This window comes from Halomonas sp. BN3-1, assembly GCF_003056325.1.
GTDB lineage: Bacteria > Pseudomonadota > Gammaproteobacteria > Pseudomonadales > Halomonadaceae > Halomonas > Halomonas litopenaei.
Genome location: NZ_PYVV01000006.1, coordinates 213,970 through 235,468, shown reverse-complemented (window position 1 = coordinate 235,468; position 21,499 = coordinate 213,970). Strand labels below are relative to the sequence as shown.

The 21,499-nt window shown below is 64.5% G+C and carries 19 protein-coding genes; 9 read left to right on the top strand and 10 right to left on the bottom strand.

Translation table 11 applies throughout. The features are described 5' to 3' along the window. Nucleotides 1-55 precede the first annotated feature (55 nt). The 3 genes from nqrF (at nt 56) to sthA (ending at nt 3,392) form a co-directional block, all read left to right on the top strand. Nucleotides 56-1,288 (top strand): NADH:ubiquinone reductase (Na(+)-transporting) subunit F, encoded by a 1,233-nt coding sequence (gene nqrF, locus C9F12_RS10685; protein ID WP_045992661.1) that lies wholly within the window; start codon nt 56-58, stop codon nt 1,286-1,288. 341 nt (nt 1,289-1,629) lie between these two features. Beyond that, complete coding sequence (gene nqrM, locus C9F12_RS10680) at nt 1,630-1,887, top strand: (Na+)-NQR maturation NqrM (RefSeq protein ID WP_045992660.1); 258 nt, start codon at nt 1,630-1,632, stop codon at nt 1,885-1,887. A 113-nt stretch (nt 1,888-2,000) separates the two neighbouring features. Beyond that, nucleotides 2,001-3,392 (top strand): Si-specific NAD(P)(+) transhydrogenase, encoded by a 1,392-nt coding sequence (gene sthA, locus C9F12_RS10675; protein ID WP_108448859.1) that lies wholly within the window; start codon nt 2,001-2,003, stop codon nt 3,390-3,392. 93 nt (nt 3,393-3,485) lie between these two features. On the opposite strand, the gene C9F12_RS10670 is transcribed toward sthA, so the two are convergent. The 7 genes from C9F12_RS10670 to leuS all read right to left on the bottom strand — a co-directional run bounded on the left by C9F12_RS10670 (nt 3,486) and on the right by leuS (nt 10,925). After that, on the bottom strand, nt 3,486-3,908 hold the full coding sequence (locus C9F12_RS10670; RefSeq protein ID WP_108132829.1) for a DUF488 family protein: 423 nt from the start codon (nt 3,906-3,908) through the stop codon (nt 3,486-3,488). Continuing rightward, the gene (locus tag C9F12_RS10665; RefSeq protein ID WP_240184229.1) at nt 3,905-4,849 is read right to left on the bottom strand and encodes a PA2778 family cysteine peptidase; all 945 of its coding nucleotides are present in this window, start codon (nt 4,847-4,849) and stop codon (nt 3,905-3,907) included. The genes C9F12_RS10670 and C9F12_RS10665 overlap by 4 nt, the downstream gene beginning before the upstream one ends. Nucleotides 4,850-4,862: 13 nt before the next feature. Further along, nucleotides 4,863-5,252, bottom strand: a complete 390-nt coding sequence (locus tag C9F12_RS10660) for a PA2779 family protein (protein ID WP_045992681.1) — start codon at nt 5,250-5,252, stop codon at nt 4,863-4,865. A 148-nt stretch (nt 5,253-5,400) separates the two neighbouring features. Next, nucleotides 5,401-6,477 (bottom strand): GGDEF domain-containing protein, encoded by a 1,077-nt coding sequence (locus C9F12_RS10655; protein ID WP_108448857.1) that lies wholly within the window; start codon nt 6,475-6,477, stop codon nt 5,401-5,403. Nucleotides 6,478-6,678: 201 nt separating this feature from the next. Further along, complete coding sequence (holA, locus tag C9F12_RS10650; protein WP_045992656.1) at nt 6,679-7,740, bottom strand: DNA polymerase III subunit delta; 1,062 nt, start codon at nt 7,738-7,740, stop codon at nt 6,679-6,681. Nucleotides 7,741-7,747: 7 nt separating this feature from the next. Then, nucleotides 7,748-8,239 carry an LPS assembly lipoprotein LptE gene (gene lptE, locus C9F12_RS10645; protein WP_108132826.1) on the bottom strand — a complete coding sequence of 164 codons (492 nt, stop codon included), beginning with the start codon at nt 8,237-8,239 and terminating at the stop codon, nt 7,748-7,750. A gap of 109 nt (nt 8,240-8,348) precedes the next feature. Beyond that, nucleotides 8,349-10,925 (bottom strand): leucine--tRNA ligase, encoded by a 2,577-nt coding sequence (leuS, locus tag C9F12_RS10640; protein ID WP_108448856.1) that lies wholly within the window; start codon nt 10,923-10,925, stop codon nt 8,349-8,351. Nucleotides 10,926-11,156: 231 nt separating this feature from the next. Between leuS and C9F12_RS10635 the strand changes: the two genes are divergently transcribed. Next, complete coding sequence (locus C9F12_RS10635; protein WP_045992653.1) at nt 11,157-11,669, top strand: zinc ribbon-containing protein; 513 nt, start codon at nt 11,157-11,159, stop codon at nt 11,667-11,669. A gap of 56 nt (nt 11,670-11,725) precedes the next feature. Here C9F12_RS10635 and C9F12_RS10630 read toward each other — a convergent pair whose 3' ends face one another. Both C9F12_RS10630 and C9F12_RS10625 read right to left on the bottom strand, forming a co-directional pair. Next, the gene (locus C9F12_RS10630; RefSeq protein ID WP_108448870.1) at nt 11,726-13,042 is read right to left on the bottom strand and encodes a hypothetical protein; all 1,317 of its coding nucleotides are present in this window, start codon (nt 13,040-13,042) and stop codon (nt 11,726-11,728) included. Nucleotides 13,043-13,075: 33 nt separating this feature from the next. After that, nucleotides 13,076-13,981 (bottom strand): LysR family transcriptional regulator, encoded by a 906-nt coding sequence (locus tag C9F12_RS10625; protein WP_108132824.1) that lies wholly within the window; start codon nt 13,979-13,981, stop codon nt 13,076-13,078. A gap of 265 nt (nt 13,982-14,246) precedes the next feature. Here C9F12_RS10625 and leuC point away from each other — a divergent pair, with 265 nt between their 5' ends. From leuC to C9F12_RS10600, 5 genes are all read left to right on the top strand, one after another. Next, entirely contained in the window at nt 14,247-15,692 is a 1,446-nt protein-coding gene (gene leuC / locus C9F12_RS10620) for a 3-isopropylmalate dehydratase large subunit (RefSeq protein WP_045992651.1), read from the top strand. Between the two features lie 3 nt (nt 15,693-15,695). Continuing rightward, nucleotides 15,696-16,349: a 3-isopropylmalate dehydratase small subunit gene (gene leuD, locus C9F12_RS10615; RefSeq protein WP_045992650.1), complete on the top strand. Its 654-nt coding sequence runs from the start codon at nt 15,696-15,698 to the stop codon at nt 16,347-16,349. Nucleotides 16,350-16,443: 94 nt separating this feature from the next. Then, on the top strand, nt 16,444-17,514 hold the full coding sequence (gene leuB, locus C9F12_RS10610; RefSeq protein WP_108448855.1) for a 3-isopropylmalate dehydrogenase: 1,071 nt from the start codon (nt 16,444-16,446) through the stop codon (nt 17,512-17,514). 127 nt (nt 17,515-17,641) lie between these two features. Then, on the top strand, nt 17,642-18,754 hold the full coding sequence (gene asd, locus C9F12_RS10605) for an aspartate-semialdehyde dehydrogenase (RefSeq protein ID WP_045992648.1): 1,113 nt from the start codon (nt 17,642-17,644) through the stop codon (nt 18,752-18,754). A 117-nt stretch (nt 18,755-18,871) separates the two neighbouring features. Continuing rightward, nucleotides 18,872-19,549 carry a uracil-DNA glycosylase gene (locus C9F12_RS10600; RefSeq protein WP_162816452.1) on the top strand — a complete coding sequence of 226 codons (678 nt, stop codon included), beginning with the start codon at nt 18,872-18,874 and terminating at the stop codon, nt 19,547-19,549. Between the two features lie 124 nt (nt 19,550-19,673). Here the strand turns inward: C9F12_RS10600 and C9F12_RS10595 are convergent, their stop codons facing one another. Beyond that, nucleotides 19,674-21,224 carry a hypothetical protein gene (locus tag C9F12_RS10595; protein ID WP_108448853.1) on the bottom strand — a complete coding sequence of 517 codons (1,551 nt, stop codon included), beginning with the start codon at nt 21,222-21,224 and terminating at the stop codon, nt 19,674-19,676. Between the last annotated feature and the right edge of the window lie 275 nt (nt 21,225-21,499).

The following is a 21,499-nucleotide window of genomic DNA, read 5'->3' as shown; positions in this document are numbered from 1 at the left end:
CACCGGGGGCGCTAGCCCTCGGTGCAGGCCCTAACCCTAGCAATAGGAAACCGACATGGTTGATACAACAGTCATCGTGCTCGGCGTCGTCATGTTCACCATCATCGTCATCAGTCTGACGGCGGTGATCCTGGCGGCCCGCTCCAAGCTCGTGAGCTCGGGCGATGTGACCATCGAGATCAATGACGATCCCGAGAACACCCTGACCACCCAGGCCGGCGGCAAGCTGCTCAACACCCTGGCGGCCAATGGCATCTTCCTGTCCTCCGCCTGTGGCGGCGGCGGCTCCTGCGCCCAGTGCAAGTGCCGGGTCGAGGAGGGCGGCGGCTCGATCCTGCCCACCGAGGAAAGCCACTTCACCCTGCGCGAGAAGAAGGTCGGCTGGCGTCTGTCCTGTCAGGTACCGGTCAAGCAGGACATGAAGATCCAGGTCCCCGAGGAAGTGTTCGGCGTCAAGAAGTGGGAATGCGAGGTCATCGAGAACCCCAACGTCGCCACCTTCATCAAGGAGCTGAACCTGAAGCTGCCGGAAGGCGAGGAAGTGGCCTTCCGTGCCGGCGGCTACGTGCAGCTGGTGGCACCTGCCTACGACATCAAGTTCTCCGACTTCGATATCGAGGAAGAGTACCGCGGCGACTGGGAAAAATTCGGTCTGTTCGACGTCTCGCACAAGAACACCGAAGAGGTCATTCGTGCCTACTCCATGGCCAACTATCCGGAAGAGAAGGGTATTCTCAAGTTCAACATCCGGATCGCGACACCTCCGCCCAACTCCAGCCACCCGCCTGGCCTGATGTCCACCTACGTCTTCAGCCTGAAGCCGGGTGACAAGGTCACGGTGATGGGGCCCTTCGGTGAGTTCTTCGCCAAGGACACCGACGCCGAGATGGTCTTCATCGGTGGTGGTGCCGGCATGGCGCCGATGCGCAGCCACATCTTCGACCAGCTGAAGCGTCTGAACAGCGAGCGCAAGATGACCTTCTGGTACGGCGCACGCTCCTGGCGCGAGACCTTCTACAACGAAGAGTACGACAAGCTGGCCGAGGAGCATGAGAACTTCGACTGGCACCTGGCGCTGTCCGACCCCCAGCCGGAAGACAACTGGGAAGGGCCGACCGGGTTCATCCACAACGTGCTCTACGACATGTACCTCAAGGACCATCCGGCTCCCGAGGACTGCGAGTACTACATGTGCGGGCCGCCCATGATGAACGCCTCCGTCATCAAGATGCTGCTGGATCTCGGCGTCGAGCCCGAGAACATCATGCTGGATGACTTCGGCGGCTGATCACGCGCCTGTCCGTGTGCCCAAGGGCACCTTGCGAGCCCCGCCCCGTGCGGGGCTCGTTGGTTTGTACGCCTTGTGATTTTGCCGCGAGAGGAGATCTGGCATAATTGTCGCGCCGACTCGAGAATGCCCCGCTGACTGTCCTGGGAGGACACGGGACCTTGTCGAGTCGGTACCTTCAACGCCTCGGGCGTATGGCGACGGCCATTCGTTGTTCCGCCCAGGGATATCTCTTGTCCAACCGCTGTCCAATGGGAGAAAGGCAGGCGATGGTGTTCGCGACAAAGTGTTCGCGAGAAAGTGACCAGAGCCATCCTGCCCCATCCAGCGAGGAGTCCATCATGACCATCTACCTTATCGTTTTCGGTGCCATGCTGCTGATCATCGGCGCCATGGCGATCGGTGTCATTCTTGGCCGCAAGCCCATCGCCGGCTCCTGCGGCGGGCTCAACCAGCTTGGCCTGAAGGATGGCTGCGAGATCTGCGGCGGCAAGGATGAGGTGTGCGAGGAAGAATCGAAGAAGCGTGCCACCAGTCAGCGCCGCCAATCCGACGAGAATCGCGGACTGGACCTGGGCTACGACGCGACTCGTCGCTGAGCGGCAGCATCGACGCCCCCTGACCATGACGGCGCCTCTCGAGGCGCCGTCCTCATGATAAGCAGTGCCCGGCATCTCACATCCGGGTCGGTTTCCAGGAGAAGGAAGACACGATGGCAGTCCACAACTATGACGTGGTGGTGATCGGCACCGGGCCCGCCGGCGAGAGCGCAGCGATCAATGCGGCCAAGCATGGCAAGCGGGTCGCGGTGGTCGAAAAGCAGGCGCGGGTCGGCGGCAATTGCACCCACTGGGGCACCATCCCTTCCAAGGCGCTGCGTCATCAGGTCCGCCAGATCATGTCGTTCAACACCAACAGCATGTTCCGGGATATCGGCGAGCCGCGCTGGTTCTCGTTCCCCAAGGTGCGTGAACGCTCCCGGGTGACCATCGATCAGCAGGTGTCCATGCGCACCAACTTCTACGCCCGTAATCGCATCGACCTGTATCACGGGATCGCACGCTTCAAGGACGAACACACCCTGATGGTAAGGGGCAGTGGTGAAAACCAGGAAGAACTGGTAGCCGACAAGGTGATCATCGCCACGGGGTCACGGCCCTATCGTCCAGCGGACATCGATTTTCGCCACCCTCGCATTTACTGCTCCGATACCATTCTTGGTCTGCAGCACACCCCGCGTACTCTGATCATCTTCGGCGCCGGCGTCATCGGCTGCGAGTACGCCTCGATCTTCTCCGGGCTCGGACTCAAGGTGGATCTGATCAACAACCGCGGCAGCCTCTTGTCCTTCCTCGATGACGAGATCAGCGATGCGCTGTCCTACCATCTGCGCAAGCATGGTGTGTTGATCCGCCACAACGAGGAGTACGATCGCGTCGAGGGCGATGAGAACGGCGTCACGGTGCATCTGAAGTCGGGCAAGCGGCTGCGTGCCGACGCCTTCCTGTGGGCCAACGGCCGCACCGGCAATACCGACCAGCTGGGCCTCGAGAACATCGGTCTCACCGCCAACGGCCGCGGGCAGCTGCAGGTCGACGAGCACTATCGCACGGCGCTGCCCCACATTTACGCCGCCGGAGACGTGGTCGGCTGGCCGAGCCTCGCCAGCGCCGCCTACGATCAGGGACTGAACGCCTGCGACGAGCTGCTGGACCGGGAATTCCGCTACGTCACCGAGGTGCCCACCGGGATCTACACCATCCCCGAGATCAGCTCCTTTGGTCGCACCGAGCGCGAGTTGACCGAGGCCAAGGTGCCTTACGAGGTCGGCCATGCCTTCTTCAAGGACACCGCCCGCGCCCAGATCACCGGCGATACCGTCGGCATGCTCAAGATCCTGTTCGATCAGGATACCCTGGAGATCTACGGCATCCACTGCTTCGGCGACCAGGCCTCGGAGATCGTCCATATCGGCCAGGCGATCATGCAGCAGGAAGGGGAGGCGAATACGCTGAAGTACTTCGTCAACACCACCTTCAACTATCCGACCATGGCCGAGGCCTACCGGGTGGCCGCCCAGAATGGCCTCAACCGGGTGTTCTGAGCCGGCCAGTACGACCGACAAGAAAGGTGCCCTTGGGCACCTTTCTTGTCTGGGGTCGGACTATTGGCGCCTGCTGGATCCGGTGCCTGAGCTCTAGTGGCCGCTCTCGTGGGCAAAGCAAGGCGGCGAGGAGGGCAGGGCGTCTTCCTGATCTTCCTGGTGCAATGCCTCGAGCAGGCGCTGGCGCAGCTCGGGCAGATGGGTGCTGTCGACATCGCGTGCCGCGGTCACCAGCGTCAAGCGGCCACGCCGGGCCAGGCGCATCAGCGGATACAGCCGGTCGGGGTGGTCGCGTAGCTCGCCGCGATAGCGAATCTCGAAGACCCTGGAACTGATCTCCTCGAGCTGATACTGGCGTCGCAGGGCATTGCTGGGTGAGGCCTCCCGGTACCACTCGGTAAGCGCCAGGGACTCGCGGCTGCGTCCTCTGGGCCACAGGCGGTCGACCAGTACTCGGGCGCCGTCGTCGGGCTCGGGCGCCTGGTAGACGCCCTTGAACACGATGTCGTAGCTCATCGAGCTCCTCCTTGCTGTTCGTTCAGCGCCTCCCTGGCGCTTTGCTGCCAGGGCCCGTCAAGCGAAGCCGCACGCCTGAGCGCTTCTCGAGCCCCTTCGTCATCTCCTTGGGACGCCAGGGTGAGACCCAGGTTCAACCAGGCCGGCGCCAGCGACGGATCCTTGGCGACAGCGCTGCGCCAGGCGTCGATGGCCGCGTCAGGCTGGCCCGCCGCATGGTAGGCGTTGGCCAGCGCGAAGTGCCCCATGGCCTCCTCGGGAAAGCGATCGACCAGGGCTTGCCAGGCCGGCAGGCTTTGCTCTGGCCCCTGGACCCGTTCGAAGTCCGAGGTGGCCTGGATGGCCGCCTCAGGTGCAATCGTCACCGGCAGCTCTCCTGGCGTCAGTGCCACGAAGGCCCAGCGCTCGGAACGTTGCCAGGTGGCGTCGAAACGCCCGAAATCGGTGGCATCCTGACGGGTGACGCCGGTGCGCAGCAATACCTCTTCGCTCTCGAGATCGTAGCCGTTGACCACCGCGAAGTGCCACAGCGGGAAGGCCGGCAGCGACAGGTTCTGCAGTACCACCACCGCGCGGCCGGCATCGACCTCTTCGAGCAGCGAGGCGAAGCGTGGCGCCAGAGTAAACGGGATTCGCCCGTGCCGGCGACTGGCGGCCAGCATCTCGGGCTGGAAGCTGCCCTTGCGACTGGGCACGTAGATTTCGGGGATCAGTTGATCGACGCCGACGTCGACCCCTGCATGGTTGAGCACCATGGCCAGTGTGGCCGGGCCGCACTGGTAGTCACGCTGGGGGTGAAAGGGGACGTCTTCGAGGAGCTGGCGTTGGGGCAGCGTAGCGGTGACGCTGTGGTCCAGTTCGGGGGCGCTGGCACAGGCCGTGAGCCACATCACCAACGAAAGAGCGCCCGCCAGGCGGGCGCTCGAGACGAATGAGCGCATCACGCGCATGTCCTTAGCGGGTGAACGGGTAGACGTCGGTCAGACCCAAGATGTCGGTGACCAGCAGGATGACGAAGACCGCGAACAGCACGCCAATGACGCTGGCGCCGGCGGGCATCTGGTCGAGCTGGTCGGCCATCTGCTGAGCTTCGGCGTCGGACAGGGCGGCTACGCGGTCCTCGACCTCACCGGGATCGACGCCCTGGAGTTCGAGTTGCTGGCGTACGTCATCGCGGGCCAGTACCTGATGGATGCGTTCTCGGGCGTCCTGGCTCTGCTGGGAGGCCAGCACGTCGTTGGTCGAGGCCAGCGGGACCGAGGTGGCGGCCCCGGCGCTGGCGGCACCCAGGGTCAGGCACAGCATCAGAACAGTACACAGCAAGCGGCGCAGTCGTGAAGTCATGGGGGCTTCCTTGTTGATGGTGTCGGGAATTGTTCGATCCTTGGTGATGGCGACATGCATCCAGTGGCATCCTGCCCGCCGGATGCGTTGGCGACAACAGGAGTATAACGAAGGTGGTACAGGAATTTCATGCAGGTTGTTGGTTTCTCTAGCCCAGGCGGATGCAATTGCGTCCTTGATGCTTGGCCTGGTAGAGCGCCTGGTCGGCCCGCCGGTACAGGGTGGAGAAGTCGTCATCGGCGTGGCTTGAGACGGCGATGCCGATACTGACCGTAAGGTTGGCGCCGGCCGCCGGTTGGGTCAGGTCGAAGTGCTCGGTTTCGTGGCGAATTCGCTCGCCGACGGTTTCGGCGTTGCGGGCGTCCGCCTGGGGCATCAGCAGGGCGAACTCGTCGCCCCCCAGACGCGCCGCTAGATCGCTGCGCCTGGCCACGCGCTTGAGCATCTCGCCGAAGGACTTCAATACCTTGTCGCCGGTGGGGTGGCCGTAGCCGTCATTGATGCGTTTGAAGTTGTCCAGATCCAGCAGCATCAGCGCCACTGGACTATCCGCCGGGCGCCGAAGGGCCAGCAGGTGGGGGGCCTGGTCGAGCCACTGGCGACGATTGTAGAGCTGGGTGAGGTCGTCGGTCATCGCCAGATAGCGCAGCGCGTTGCTGTGGCGTTCCAGGCGCAGCAGGGCGACAAACAGCACCGTGCCGACCATCAGTACCAGTGCCGTCAGGATGGTGGCCACCAATGCCAGGCGTCGATCGAGCTTGCGCTGGTGCGACTCGGTCTCCATCAGATAGATGGCCAGCTCATCGATGGTCGAAGCGAGCCCCGGCAAGGTGTCGGCGATGTCTGCGGTGGTGTCGGAGAGAGGTGACGGAGCGATCAGGTTGATCGAGTGCTCGGCACGTTGCAGGTAGCCGACCACGCTGTCCCTCTGGGAGGTGGGCAGCCGCGTGGCGGTGCCCGCCAGCGTCCGCAGACGGTGTTGGAGGGTATCGGCCACTTGCGTGAGCTCGTGAGCCCGGGGCGAGTTGTCGATGCCGGCAAACTGCTTGAGTGAAGCGATGCTCGCCACATTTTCCTGAGACCGTGCCGTTTCGATGATGAGGGCGTCGCGGACAACGCCCATGGGCTGGCGCACCTGGCTCAGGTAGCCGAGCAACAGCAGGGCGCTGGCGGTCGAAAGCAAGGTGACGCCGGCGGCCAGAACCAGCGGGAAGACACGGGGCATGATGGGGGCACTCGCGGTCGCTGGCGACCAGACGCGCTGGGCGCCCAAGGGGTAATGATGCAGGTGCTTGCCCTATTCTATGCGCAGAGTACCCGCAGTGCGGGGTCATACCCCCATTGGCCGGGCTGACCTATCCCATCCTGGCGTCACAGGGGTGACGCCAGGCCACATCACGCGAGAGCAAGGAAGACGAATCGTCGGCTACGGCGCCACGCGATAGGACCAGGCCATTTCTGCCAGCAGTCCACGACCGCCAGCGAGGGTCAGCGCCAGGTCCTGAATGCCCTGTTCCAGCGGCAGGTCCGCTGCGCCCTTGATCGACAGGTCCAGGCGTTGGGCGAACATCAGAAGCTTGTGCAGACGCTTGAGTGGCAGGCGACGGATGGCTTCCTGGTAGGCGGGGCGCCGACGGTCGAAGATCGGAGGCTTCTGGGCCTTGCAGGCGTGCTCGAAGCTCTGGCCCTGGTCCAGGTGCTGATGCAGCGACAGCAGGGTGCGAATCTCGCGGGTCAGGGCCCACAGGATGATCGGTGGCTCGGTACCCTCGGCGGCCAGTCCCGCGAGGATACGCAGGACGCGCTCGCGCTCGGCTTTCAGGCAGGCATCGACCAGAGTGAAGACGTCGTAGCGGGCACTGTTCTCGACCCCTCCGGCGACGTCACGGGGGGATACCTGAGCGCCGGGAGGAAGCATCAAGGCCAGCTTCTGCAGTTCCTGGTCGGCGGCCAGAAGGTTGCCCTCGGTGCGTTCACCCAGCAGCCGGGCGGCGTCCAGCGACATCGACAGACCGTGGCGCTGGGCGCGGTCCCTCAGCCAGAAACCCAGCCGGGAAGGGTCGACCGGCCACACCGGAACGAACAGCCCCAGCTTGTCGAGCGCCTTGAACCAGGCGCTCTTCTGCTCGCGGGCGTCGAGCTTAGCGCAGCTGACCAGCAGGATGTTGTCGCTGCCCTGTGCCTGTTCGGCGTACTCCTTGAGCGCCTTGCCGCCTTCCTGGCCCGGCTTGGCGCTGCCCAGACGCAGCTCGATCAACTTGCGCGAGGCGAACAGCGACAGGCTCGCCGCGGACTCGGTGAGGCGGCCCCAGGCGAAGTTGGCCTCGACGTGGAGCACCTCACGTTCCTCGACGCCCGACTCGCGCGCACGTGCCCGGACCTGATCGCAGGCCTCCATGTGCTGCAGAGGCTCATCACCGGCGACGATGATGACAGGGGGTACGGACTTGGAAAGCGCGTCCGGCAGCTTGTCGGCAAAGACCTTCATGGGTGAATCAGACTTCCTCGATGGCGCGCAGTCGGTCGATCATCTGGCGTACGGCCTCGCGGCGGGCGTTTTCCAGGGCATCCGTGCGCAGCTCATCCTGGGACAGCAGGTTGTCGTCGGTGATCGAGAACTCTTCGAGCACCTCCACCGCCTGGCGATCGGCCAGGTAGGCGCCATCGCTTGCGCGCTGGATCGAGTAGGGAATCCGCAGCACCAGTTGCTGGTCCTGAGAGCCGGTGTCGAGCACGCCGACCTGACGGATGCTGACGTCTTCGCCACCCAGGTTGAGACGCAGCGACGCGGTCTCGTCGACGCGGGTGCCGAGGCTTTCCAGACGCTTGGTCAATTGCTCGGCGAAGGGGGTGTCGGCACCGTCGAGCGCCAGGCTGTCCAGGGACAGCACCTCGCCGCCGACGCCGCGCAGGTGGAAGCCGCAGCCCGCGAGCAGCAGGGCGGCGCCGGAGGCCAGGGTCAGACCAAGGAAGTGACGACGCTGCATGGGAACTCCTTGTCCAGCGTGAGGGAAAAACCGAAGGCACAGCCTTCGGCATCATGTCCTGGTATCACCGACAGTCTGACGCGGCGGGCGAGACGCCCGCCGCGAGCTGTCAGTTGGCGACGATGTTGACCAGCTTGCCCGGCACCACGATCACCTTGCGCAGGGTCTTGCCGTCGGTATGGCGCTGGACGTTGTCGTTGGCCAGTGCCAGCGCTTCGACGGCGGCCTTGTCGGCGTCGGCGGGCACCTCGAGGCGCGCGCGCAGCTTGCCGTTGACCTGCACCACCAGCTCGATGCTGTCGCGCGCCAGGGCGCTTTCGTCGAACGCCGGCCAGGTGGCATCGATGACCGCGCCGTCATGGCCCAGTGAGCGCCACAGTGCGTGGCAGGCGTGGGGCGTGATCGGTGCCAGCAGCAGCACGCAGGCCTCGATCGCCTCGCGGCTGACCGCCAGGCCCTGAGGGCTGGTATCGACGAACTTGGCGATGGCGTTGGTCAGCTCCATCACCGCGGCGATGGCGGTGTTGAAGGTGGTGCGGCGGCCGATGTCGTCGCCGGCCTTCTTGATCGTCTCGTGGGTCTTGCGGCGCAGTTCGCGCTGGGCGTCGTCGAGCGAGGCGATGGCGGCGGCATCCAGCGCTGCCGGCGTACCGGCCTGCAGATGCTCGGCGACCAGACGCCACAGCCGCTTGAGGAAGCGGTGGGCGCCCTCGACGCCGGAGTCGGACCACTCCAGTGACTGCTCCGGGGGGGCGGCGAACATCATGAACAGGCGCACGGTGTCGGCACCGAAGCGATCGATCATGGCCTGGGGGTCGACGCCGTTGTTCTTGGACTTCGACATCTTCTCGATGCCGCCCATCTCCACCGGCTGGCCATCGCTGATCAGGGTGGCGCTGAGCGGGCGTCCCTTGTCGTCACGCTTGACCTCGACGTCGGCGGGGTTGAACCACTCCTTGCCGCCGTTGGCCTCGGGGCGGTAGAAGGTCTCGGCGATCACCATGCCCTGGGTCAGCAGGCGCTGGAACGGCTCGTCGGAGTCGACCAGACCGAAGTCGCGCATCAGCTTGTGGAAGAAGCGGGCGTAGAGCAGGTGGAGGATGGCGTGCTCGATGCCACCGATGTACAGATCCACCGGCAGCCAGTAGTTGGCGCGCTCGTCCAGCATGGCCTCCGGGTTGTCGGCGCAGCAGAAGCGCGCGTAGTACCAGGAGGACTCCATGAAGGTGTCGAAGGTGTCGGTCTCGCGGGTCCAGCCATCGCCCAGATCGCTGAACTCCGGCATCTTCTTGAGCGGCGAGCCGGAAGCGTCCACGGTGACCTCCAGCGGCAGCGCCACCGGCAGCTCGTCGTCGGTGAGCGGCACGGTCTGGCCCTCGGGGCCGTACTTGACCGGAATCGGCGCGCCCCAGTAGCGCTGGCGGGCCACGCCCCAGTCGCGCAGGCGGTAGTTGGTCTTGACCTCGCCGTGGCCGTCGCGCTCGAGGCGGCTGGCGATGGCGTCGAAGGCCGCCTGGAAGTCGAGGCCGTCAAACTCGCCGGAGTTGATCAGGCTGCCGTGCTCGACCCAGGCGCCCTGGGACAGGTCCGGGGCCTGGCCATCGGCGTCGGCGATCACCGCGCGGATCGGAAGGTCATACTTGGTGGCGAACTCCCAGTCACGCTGGTCGTGGCCGGGCACCGCCATCACCGCACCGGTGCCGTATTCCATCAGCACGAAGTTGGCGACATATACCGGCACACGGTCGCCGGTCAGCGGGTGGATGGCCTCGAAGCCGGTGGCCATGCCGCGTTTTTCCATGGTCGCAAGCTCGGCTTCCGAGGTGCCGCCGTGGGAGCACTCCTCGAGGAAGGCGGCGAGTTCGGGCTTGTCCTCGGCGGCCTTGATCGCCAGCGGGTGGCCGGCGGCCACCGCCACGTAGGTCACCCCCATCAGGGTGTCGGGACGGGTGGTGTAGACCCTGAGCGGCTCGTCGCCATCGACGTCGAAGGCCAGCTCGACCCCCTTGGACTTGCCGATCCAGTTGCGCTGCATGGTCTTGACCTGCTCGGGCCACTCGACCTTGTCCAGATCCGCCAGCAGCTCATCGGCGTAGTCGGTGATCTTCAAGAACCACAACGGGATTTCCTTGCGCTCCACCGGCGCACCGGAGCGCCAGCCACAGCCGTCGATGACCTGCTCGTTGGCCAGCACGGTCTGATCCACCGGGTCCCAGTTGACGGTGGACATCTTCTTGTAGACCAGGCCTTTTTCCACCAGCTTGGTGAAGAACCACTGTTCCCAGCGGTAATAGTCGCTGTCGCAGGTGGCGAACTCGCGATCCCAGTCATAGGCGAAGCCCAGCGCCTTGAGCTGGGCACGCATGTAGTCGATGTTCTCGTAGGTCCACTTGGCCGGCGGTACCTGGTTCTTGATCGCGGCGTTTTCCGCCGGCATGCCGAAAGCGTCCCAGCCCATCGGCTGCATCACGTTCTTGCCCTGCATGCGCTGGAAGCGGCTGACCACGTCGCCGATGGTGTAGTTGCGTACATGCCCCATGTGCAGCTTGCCGCTGGGGTAGGGGAACATCGACAGGCAGTAGAATTTCTCGCGATCCTGATCCTCGATCGCCTTGAAACACTGGTTTTCATTCCAGAACTGCTGGGCGTCGTGTTCGATTTCGTGGGGCTTGTACTGGGCGTCCATCGCGGTCTTCGAGTACCTTGCAATCAAGGCGCGCCCAAGGCGGCGCGCAGGGTATGGGTATCGTCCGGCGGCAGGGTTGTGCAGAATCAAGGTTGATGCGGCCCTGTCACCGGCGCGGCAATGATGCCCGCAAGGATACCCCAGCAGCCCGGGGTCCGGCTATGGTGGGCCGCCAGTGTTCCGTTCGGGTTACCCCGAGCGGTCCTTGTCTGCTTCAAGGAGGACACCGTCATGAGTGATCAACATTCTTCGTCCGGCGAACATCGTCTGCGCGACGGCTATGAGCGGGTATTGGCCCGGCTCAAGGAAGGGGCCGAGGACCTCACCTGGGACAATCTGCAGAAGGATCTCGATGACGCCGTGGAGTTCGAGGCGGAGCTCGAGGAGTACACCAAGGACGAACTGGCGCTGCTCAGGGCCTGGGTCGAACGTGATCTCAAGGACATGCGCCGCTACCTGGCTGCCGGCGGCGAGGGCGTGGCCAGCTGGCTCGGCATCGACCTGACCATCCTGTCGCGCAAGGTGGTCGACTCGCTTTTGTCGATCGCCGATCGCAGCGTGATCGAGCGCGAGCAGCTCGAGGACGACCTCGAGGCCTCCCGTGCCGACTACACCGCCGGCGAACTGGCGGCGCCGGGACGCATGTCCTGCGTGCACTGCGACGCCGTGGTCGAATTGCACGGGGTCAAGCGCATCGAGCCCTGCCATCAATGCGGCCATCGCTACTTTGGACGTGTCGGCTGACGTCCGCCGAACGCGACGTCGGCGCAATGTCAGGTGGCAATCGTCTGGCGTGCGGCTCAGACCGAGACGGCCTGAGCCAGGCAGGCGATCGCCACCAGCACCAGCGCCGACATGACCAGAGCGTAGTGTAGATTGTGCTTCATCATGCGATAGCCACTGATCCCGTAGCGCCCCTGCAGTGACAGGTTGATGCCCGACAGCGGGCCGACGGCGGTGCCCACGCCCCAAGACGCCAGGGCGACGAAACCGAACAGGGTCTGGTGGGGGCCATCCAGATCCAGCATCGAGGCCAGCACCGAGATGCCGATGATCGGGTGCAAGCCGGCGATGGCGCTGGCAACGATGGCCACATAACTCAGCATGGCGGGCCCCACGCCAAAGTCGGCAAACAGCGTCCAGTCACCGTTGGTGGCCGCGGCGACCAGGATCGAGAGTCCCTTGGTCAGAAGTCCCGCACACAGAAACAGGGTGATTTCGCCGCGCATGCCCGGCAGTCGGTAGTGGAGGTGGCGAACAAGGCGTTCACGGGTCGCTGCAGCGCCCCTGGCCAGGTTGGCGGCCAGCGCCAGTGTCGGCATCAGGAAGGTGATGATGCTGACGATGGTCAGAGACGGTGTGATGACGTAGTGAAACACCATCACCAGTCCGGCCACGCTGGCCGGCATCAGCAGACTGCGGGGGGACAGTGAAAAGCCGGGGACCTCGCTGACGTCGAAGCGGCGTGACAGTTCGAACACGCTGTAGAGACCGCCGGCAAAGGCCAGCGGCAGTCCGGCGGCCAGCACCGTGGTGTATTCAAGCGATGGAGCCAGGGAGACCGCCACGCCCATGGCGGCGAAGAACGGCGACCACATGGCGGCGCTGGAAAGCCCTCGGTTGAGCCCCAGTAGTTGAACCTCGAGCAGACGACCGCGGCGCTCCAGGCGATCGCCGACCATGAACACTGCGGACAGGTTGAGGATGGCCCCGAGCAGCTGCACCCCCAGCCAGGTCCCGGCCAGACCTCGGCGCCCGGTCACCGGTTCGCTGTTCGGTGGCCCCTCCGAGGGGCGCCCGATCAAGGCGATAAAGCTCACCCCTACCAGCATGGCCACCACGAAGGCGTTGCCATCGAGCAAGGTGGTGATGTCAGGGGTGGCGTCGAAGCCCGCCACCGCCAACACCAGAAAGGCAAGCCCCAGCACCGCCAGCACGCCGGCCTGCCACTGATTACGCCGGGGAATGTCCGGCCACATCAGCAGGCTGGCGGCCCACAAGGGCAGGCTGACGCTCCAGCTCGGCAGTCCGTCGAGGCACAGGCCCGCGATCTGCGTCAGCAGGCCCGCCAACGTCAGTGCGCCGGCCAGGCGGTGTCGCGGTGGAGGGAGAGGCATGCGGGTCATTCAGACGTCCCTGTGGTGGTGCGCTCAAGGTGAGGCGGGGTTTGCCACGGCTTCCTGGTCGAGGCATTCGAGCAGCGAGCGGGCGGCGTTGGACAGGGTGCGGTCGCGGTGCACCAGGTAGCCGAGCGGGCGCTGTATCGCAGGCTCCTCGAGGGCCAGTCGGACCAGTCTTTGGCTGGCGATGTCCCGCTCGACCATGGGGTCGGGCAGCAGACTCCAGCCAAGTCCTGCCGTGGCCATCATCTTGAGGGTTTCCAGATAGTTGGTCGACTGTCCCACCCGCGGCGCCAGACCGTGCCTGGCCAGGCGCTCGAGGATCAGCTGGCGGGTGAAGGTCAGTGGCCCCGGCAACAGGGCGTCATGCTCGCACAGGGTCGCCAGGGTTACGCGGCTCTCCCGCGCGAGCGGATGCTCCGGGGCGGCAACGAAGGTCATGTCGTCGACCCACACTCTGGTGGCGCGAAGCTGAGGGTCGGGGTGGGCTGACAGGGTCACCAGGGCCACCTCGATATCGCCGTCCAGCACGCCCTGGTAGGCCTGCTCGGAGTCGAGAAAGCGCAGGTCGAGGCGCACCTCCGGGTAGCGCTTGACGTAGCTGCCCAACACCGGCGGCAGCCGGTGCAGTCCGATATGATGGCTGGTGGCCAGGGTCAACTCGCCGCTGACCTCGTCGCTCAGGTTGCTCAGGGCCCGGCGGCTGTCGTCGACCATGACCAGGATCTGGCGTGCCCGCGGCAGCAGCAGCCGTCCGGCTTCGGTCAGACTGACGCGGCGGCCGATGCGGTCGAACAGGCGGGCGCGCGTCAGCGCCTCCAGGCTGGCGATACGCTTGCTGACGGCCGGCTGGGTGAGGTGCAGCTGCTCCGCCGCGCGGGAGAAGCTGCCGCTGTCGGCCACGGCGAGAAAGGCCTGCAGGCTCTGGGTATCCATGGCAGTGCTCCCGGGGCGGATGACGAGGAAAAGTGGCGACGGTTTGCCGGGTAATGATGTATTCCACTTGGGAATCGTTTGAATAAATAACATGAATTGATTTTATTGGCGAGTGGCGCGACACTCGATCTATCCCATCCCCGGGCAAGGCCCGCGGGACCGGCAAACGACCGTTTTCGATCAATCGAGAGGGGCGGCTTCAGAACGACCGACAGGCCCACCGCCAGCGTGGCGCCTGGAGCCAAGCCCCCGGAGGAGACACCGCATGGCAGGCCAGACACTCTACGACAAGTTGTGGCGGCAGCACCTGGTCAAGGAGCGCGATGATGGCACCGCGCTGATCTATATCGATCGTCAACTGCTGCACGAGGTGACCTCGCCCCAGGCCTTTGAAGGTCTGCGTCTGGCCGGGCGCAAGCCGTGGCGGCTGGACGCCAACCTGGCGACGCCGGACCACAACGTACCGACCACCGTGAAGGAACGTTCCGAGGGCAACAGCGGGATCAAGGATCCGGTATCACTGATCCAGGTGCAGACGCTTGATGATAACTGCGAGGCCTTCGGTATCGAGGAGTTTCGCATCAATGACCCGCGCCAGGGCATCGTCCACGTGGTCGGCCCCGAGCAGGGTGCGACGCTGCCGGGCATGACCGTGGTGTGTGGTGACTCCCATACCGCTACCCACGGCGCCTTTGCCGCCTTGGCCCATGGCATCGGCACCTCCGAGGTCGAGCACGTGCTGGCCACCCAGTGTCTGCTGGCGCAGAAGATGAAGAACATGCAGGTGCGCGTCGAAGGCGAGCTGGGCGAGGGCGTCACCGCCAAGGACGTGGTGCTGGCGATCATCGGCGAGATCGGTACCGCCGGTGGCACCGGCTACGCCATCGAGTTTGCCGGCAGCGCCATCGAGAGCCTGTCGATGGAAGGTCGCATGACGGTGTGCAACATGGCCATCGAGGCCGGAGCCCGAGTCGGCCTGATCGCGGTGGACGACACCACCATCGAGTATCTGGCCGAGCGCCCCTTTGCCCCCAGCGGCGAGCAGTGGGACGCCGCCGTGGCCGACTGGCGCGAGCTGGTCTCCGATGCCGACGCCGTGTTCGACAAGGTGGTGACGCTGGACGCTGCGTCCATCGAGCCTCAGGTCAGCTGGGGCACCAGCCCCGAGATGGTCACCGGTGTCAGCGGTGAGGTCCCGGATCCCGCCGAGGCCGATGACGACACCGCGCGCACCGGCATCACCCGGGCGCTTGAGTACATGGGGCTGTCACCGCGCCAGAAGATCACCGATATCCGCCTCGACAAGGTGTTCATCGGGTCCTGCACCAACTCACGCATCGAAGATCTGCGTGAGGCGGCCAAGGTGGCCCGTGGTCGCAAGGTCGCCGACAGCATCCAGCTGGCGATGGTCGTCCCGGGCTCCGGTCTGGTGAAGCGCCAGGCCGAGGAGGAAGGGCTCCACAAGGTGTTCATCGAGGCCGGCTTCGAGTGGCGTGAGCCCGGCTGCTCCATGTGTCTGGCGATGAACGCCGACAAGCTCGGTGCCGGCGAGCACTGCGCCTCCACCTCCAATCGCAACTTCGAGGGGCGTCAGGGTTACGGTGGTCGCACCCACCTGGTCAGCCCTGCCATGGCCGCCGCTGCCGCCATCGCCGGCCACTTCGTCGATGTGCGCCAGTTTGATTCCACCACCGCTCGCCAGGAGGCCTGAGCCATGCAAAAGTTCGAACGCCTCGAGGGTCTGGTCGCGCCGATGGATCGGGCCAACGTCGACACCGACCTGATCATCCCCAAGCAGTTTCTGAAGTCGATCAAGCGTACCGGCTTCGGCGTCAACCTGTTCGATGAACTGCGCTACCTCGACGAGGGCCAGCCCGGTCAGGACGTCAGTCAGCGCCCGCTGAACCCGGATTTCGTACTCAATCAGCCGCGTTATCAGGGAGCCCAGGTGCTGCTGGCACGTCGCAACTTCGGCTGCGGCAGTTCCCGTGAGCACGCGCCCTGGGCGCTGGAGGACTTCGGCTTCCGCGCGGTCATCGCGCCGAGTTTCGCCGATATCTTCTACAACAATGCCTTCAAGAACGGCATCCTGCTGATTACTCTGCCTGAAGAGCAGGTCGACCGGCTGTTCGCCGAGGTCGAGGCCAACGAGGGCTACCGTCTCGATATCGACCTCGAGCACCAGCGTGTGGTGACCCCTGGCGGCGAGATCCTCGAGTTCGAGGTGGACGCCTTCCGCAAGCACTGCCTGCTTGAAGGCCTCGACGATATCGGCATCACCCTCAAGGACGAGGCCGCCATCGCCGATTTCGAGGCGCGTCATCGCACCGCTCGCCCCTGGCTGTTCCGCGAGCCGGCCAAGGCGTAGACCTGTCTCTCATCGACAGCTGGCCCCGCCCGATGGCGGGGCCTACGATTCTCTCGATCTTCATCTTTCTGCCAGCTTTCAGGAACCCCATCTCATGACCCGCAAGATTCTTGTCCTTCCCGGTGACGGCATCGGCCCCGAGATCACCGCCCAGGCCAGCCGCGTGCTCGAGGCGCTCAAGGCCAAGGGGCTCGACGTGGACGTGGAGGAAGCGCTGGTAGGCGGCGGCGCCTATGACGTCCACGGCGAGCCCTTGCCCGAGGAGACCCTGGCCAAGGCGCGTGCGGCGGACGCCATCCTGCTGGGGGCCGTAGGCGGCCCCCAGTGGGACACCATCGAGGACCTTTCCAAGCGACCCGAGAAGGGGCTTCTGGGGCTGCGCAAGGAGCTGGGGCTGTTCGGCAACCTGCGCCCGGCCATCCTGTATCCGCAGCTGGCCGAGGCCTCGACCCTCAAGCCCGAGGTGGTGTCCGGGCTCGATATCATGATCGTGCGCGAGCTGACCGGCGGTATCTACTTCGGCCAGCCGCGCGGCGTCGAGGAGCGTGACGGTGAGCGCGTCGGCTTCAACACCTACGTCTACAGCGAGAGCGAGATCGAGCGCATCGGCCGGGTGGCCTTCGAGATGGCGCGCAAGCGTGACAAGAAGCTTTGCAGCGTCGACAAGGCCAACGTGCTGGAGGTCACCATCCTGTGGCGCGAGGTGATGGAGCGGCTGTCCGCCGAGTACCCGGACGTGGAACTGTCGCACATGTACGTGGACAACGCCGCCATGCAGCTGGTGCGCGCGCCCAAGCAGTTCGACGTGGTGGTGACCGGCAACATGTTCGGCGACATCCTGTCCGACGCCGCCGCCATGCTGACCGGCTCCATCGGTATGCTGCCGTCGGCCTCGCTCAACGAAAGCGGCCAAGGCATGTACGAGCCTTGCCACGGCAGCGCCCCGGATATCGCTGGCCAGGGTGTCGCCAATCCGCTGGCCACCATCCTCTCGGTGGCGATGATGCTGCGCTATTCGCTCAGCGAGCCGGCCATGGCCGAGCGCATCGAGGCTGCGGTGGGCAAGGTGCTGGATCAGGGCCTGCGCACCGCCGACATCGCCTATCCGGGCACCCGCCAGGTGTCCACCAGTGAGATGGGGGATGCGGTGCTGGCGGCGCTTTAACGCCTTTGTTAATGGTGCTGGCGCCCGGCAATCGGGCGTCGCCCATCCTGACTGTGCCGGTGGCATCTGAAAGGTGCTGCCGGTTTCTGTATAATGATTGCCTCACTCGATTTCTGGAGGACTTCACATGTTGAAAGTCGGTTTCGTCGGTTGGCGTGGCATGGTGGGTTCCGTGCTCATGCAGCGGATGGTGGAAGATGGAGATTTCAACGGCATCGAGCCGGTCTTCTTCACCACCTCCCAGGTCGGTCAGGCCGGCCCCGACGTGGGTGTGGACGTGCCTCCGCTGAAGGACGCCTTCGACATCGAGGCGCTCAAGGCGCTGGACGTGATCATCACCTGCCAGGGCGGCGACTACACCAAGAAGGTCTACGAAGACCTGCGCGGTGCCGGCTGGAAGGGCTACTGGATCGACGCTGCCAGCACCCTGCGCATGAGCGATGACGCCACCATCGTGCTCGACCCGGTCAACCGCAAGGTGATCGACGCTCAGCTCGACGCCGGTGCGCGCACCTTCGTCGGCGGCAACTGCACCGTCAGCCTGATGCTGATGGGCCTCGGCGGGTTGTTCGAGGCGGACATGATCGAGTGGATGACCTCCATGACGTATCAGGCCGCATCCGGCTCCGGCGCCAAGCACATGCGCGAGCTGCTCAACCAGATGGGCGGCCTGCGTGACAGCGTGGCAAGCGAGCTCAAGGATCCGGCCAGCGCCATCCTCGACATCGACCGCAAGGTCACCGAGGCGATGCGTACTGGCGCCATCCCCACCGACAACTTCGGTGCGCCGCTGGCCGGCAGCCTGCTGCCGTGGATCGATTCCAAGCTGGACAACGGCCAGAGCCGCGAGGAATGGAAGGGCTACGTCGAGACCAACAAGATTCTCGGTCGCCAGGACAGCCCGGTCCCCATCGACGGTCTGTGCGTGCGTATCGGCGCCATGCGCTCTCACAGTCAGGCGTTCACCATCAAGCTCAAGCAGGATGTGCCGCTCGACGAGATCGAGGAGCGTATCGCGAGCCACAATGAGTGGGTCAAGGTCATCCCCAATGACAAGGACGCCACCATCGATGGGCTGACGCCGACCGCTGCCACCGGCACCCTGAGCATCCCGGTGGGTCGTCTGCGCAAGCTGAACATGGGCGGTGAGTACCTCAGCGCCTTCAGCGTCGGTGACCAGCTTTTGTGGGGCGCCGCAGAGCCGCTCAAGCGCATGCTCAAGGTACTGCGCGAGCGCTAAGGCAAAGCACTATCGGATCGTCGGGGCGCCTTTTGGGCGCCCCGACGTCGTTCAGGGCCTCTGATGTGCGGGCCCATCGCGTTCTTTACATGATCGATCAGCAGCGGAGCAGGGCGCTTGGGCCAGACCACCGTTCGTTCATTCGTCAGGCGATTGCGCAGGCGGCCAGATGGGCCGGACGTTGCCAATCCCTGGCGCAAGAAGCCATTGGCCGACAACCTGACGGCCTATCTCGAGCTGATGCTGGAACACACCAGGGAAACGACCACCGCTGGCCCGCCCAGACTGCTGCTGGTGGCCGAAGCACTGGGCTTCAAGGGCGGTGGCGAGACGGGAATCCCGTTGTCGAGCCCGGCACTACTGCGTTCTTGTAAGCATCCCTTTATCGAGACGCTGAGACCGCACCTCGCCCTGGTACCGGAGGGCGGCAGCGAAGCCACCGCCACCATCGCCTGGGAGTGCTTCGCACGTCTTGGGATGACCCCGCTGGTGTGGAACGCCTTTCCCTTTCACCCCCATCAGATAGCGCGGACGCACAGCAACCGCGCGCCACGCGCAGCAGAGCTGAGCGAAGGCATCGACTGGCTCAGGCGGCTGGATCAGCTGGTCACTACTCACTCGACGCCGACGATGGTGGCCGGGGTAGGGCGAAAGGGCACCCTGGCCGCCCAGGCTGCCTTTCCCGAGCGCGAGGTCGTCGCCCTGCGTCACCCTTCCTACGGCGGCAAGGCGGAATTCGAGCGCGGCCTCAGGCTGCTGATGAGTCGGCTGGATACTGTCGACCCTGCTCGCTAGAAAGCGCTCCCGACTGCACTACTCGGTCGAGACCGCTCGATTGATCTGCTTGCAGGGCGCGGTCTGACTGCGTGTCAGTCACAATTCGAAAGGTCGATGAGCCTAAGCACCTTTGGTGCACGCCTTAGATATCGGCAGGGATCGTCGTATCCTCCAGCAGAGTGCGCAAATCGTCGTTGATCGCTGGAGCCATCACGCTATCGAGAGAGGCCTGCGCCGCTGTCGGCGAGGGATTCGCATCATCGTCCAAAAAGGGAGTGATGGCGCGGTCAGTGAGTTTGCCAGCGCTCTCGTTGTCATCGAGAAGCTCGGCGATATCGAGTGGCTCGGCTGCGGGAGTGTCCTGGTTTGATCGTCCCTTCACCGGCGAGTCATCGTTGATGCGCACTAGCAGCTCACCCAGGGCGCTGTCGCCGTCGCTGTCGGTGATCCGGTAGCCAAAACTCAGATCCAGATTGTCCTCGATGTTGACTCCACCATGGTCCAGCGGGCGTGACAGGGTGACGCGGTAGGTGCCGTCCTCCACGTCCAGCAGCTCGACGTGAAGTGCTGTCCTGCCATCGGCGTCGAGTCCGGTCAGCTGCTTGCCCTCAGCGCCTGGCTGCCAGTCGATCCTTGTGCCACCGGAACGGATATCAGGAAGGTTGTGGGTTTCCCAGACCACGTCTCCGGCGCCGTCGTCTCCAAAGTCGTAGCCGAGGTTGCCCATGGCGACGGTTGCCTCGCCGGGTATGTCACCGATTCCACCGGGCTCGCCCCCTGGCAGGCCATCCTCATCGAGCAAGGCAAGTGGCGATGCGGTTGCAATGTCGTCATCACTCAAGGGCGTCGTTGGGCGATCGTCAGGTAGCAGTGATGCATTGACGCTGATGCGACCCTCGCTTGCGACGCTATCGCCATCACCATCGGTGGTGACAATCTGAAAGACCAGCTCTGCGTCTGAGGTGACGCTGGGACTGGCGTCCAGGGTGAAACTGCCGTCCGAGTGGACCGTCAGGCTTCCCTTCGGGGTAAAGATGCTTTGATCCAGATCGAACTCGGTGGTGCTGCCGACCAGGATCACCTTGGTGGATTCGACGCCATCGGCGCCACCGCGCTGGCGCCAGAAGCCGGTCACGCTGTCGCCAGCGTCCACGGCGACGGGTGAATCGATGGTAGTTGTCGGGGAGTCATCGTCAACCACGATGCCTACCCGTGCCGAAGCCTGATTGTTCTGCTTGTCGCGAATGGTGTACTGGACCGAAAAGGCCAGATCATCCTCGCTGCCCGTGATGGGATGATCCAGCGGTGCGCGCAAGGCAAGGCGATAGGTCCCGGCATCGATATCGGTAACGGTAAGGTGCAAGACGGTTTGCCCCTCGAGGGTCTTGGCTGCCAGGGTCCTGCCGCTGGGGGAAACGGTGTATTTCAGTGCCTCGCCCCGGGATGTCAGGCTTGGCAAGCCGCTGGATGACCACGAGAAAGGCGCGAAACTTGCCGGCCCCAGGCTGCCAAAGCTGTAGGGGATGGTGCCGGTGACCACCGTCTCGGACCCGCCAAGGTCGCTCGGGCCTTCGAGATTACCACCGGGCAGCCCATCTTCATCCACCTTGGCGACGGTGCTGATATCGTTTTCTTCCTCGAATTGGGGCGACAGGATGGTCGCGGCAACGAGACTGTCCAAGCCAGATCGCATGGTAAAAGTCCTTGACGGTGGGTTCTGTAGAGGTTGTTTGCCGGGAACTCGATGCTCTGGCGAGTATGGAGGGTATGCTGAAGGAAGGGACCCCGCACCCAGGCATCCATTCTTGTCCTCACAGAGAGGGTATGGCTATTGATAGAGGAGAGGGGGTTAAGCTTCCGTGTAATCAATGGCTTGGGGTTTATTCGGTGGGAAAAAAGAAAAAGATGAGTGATTTTCTGCCGATATTGTAAGCGGTTTAAGTAATGGTTGATGTGACAATGTATCAG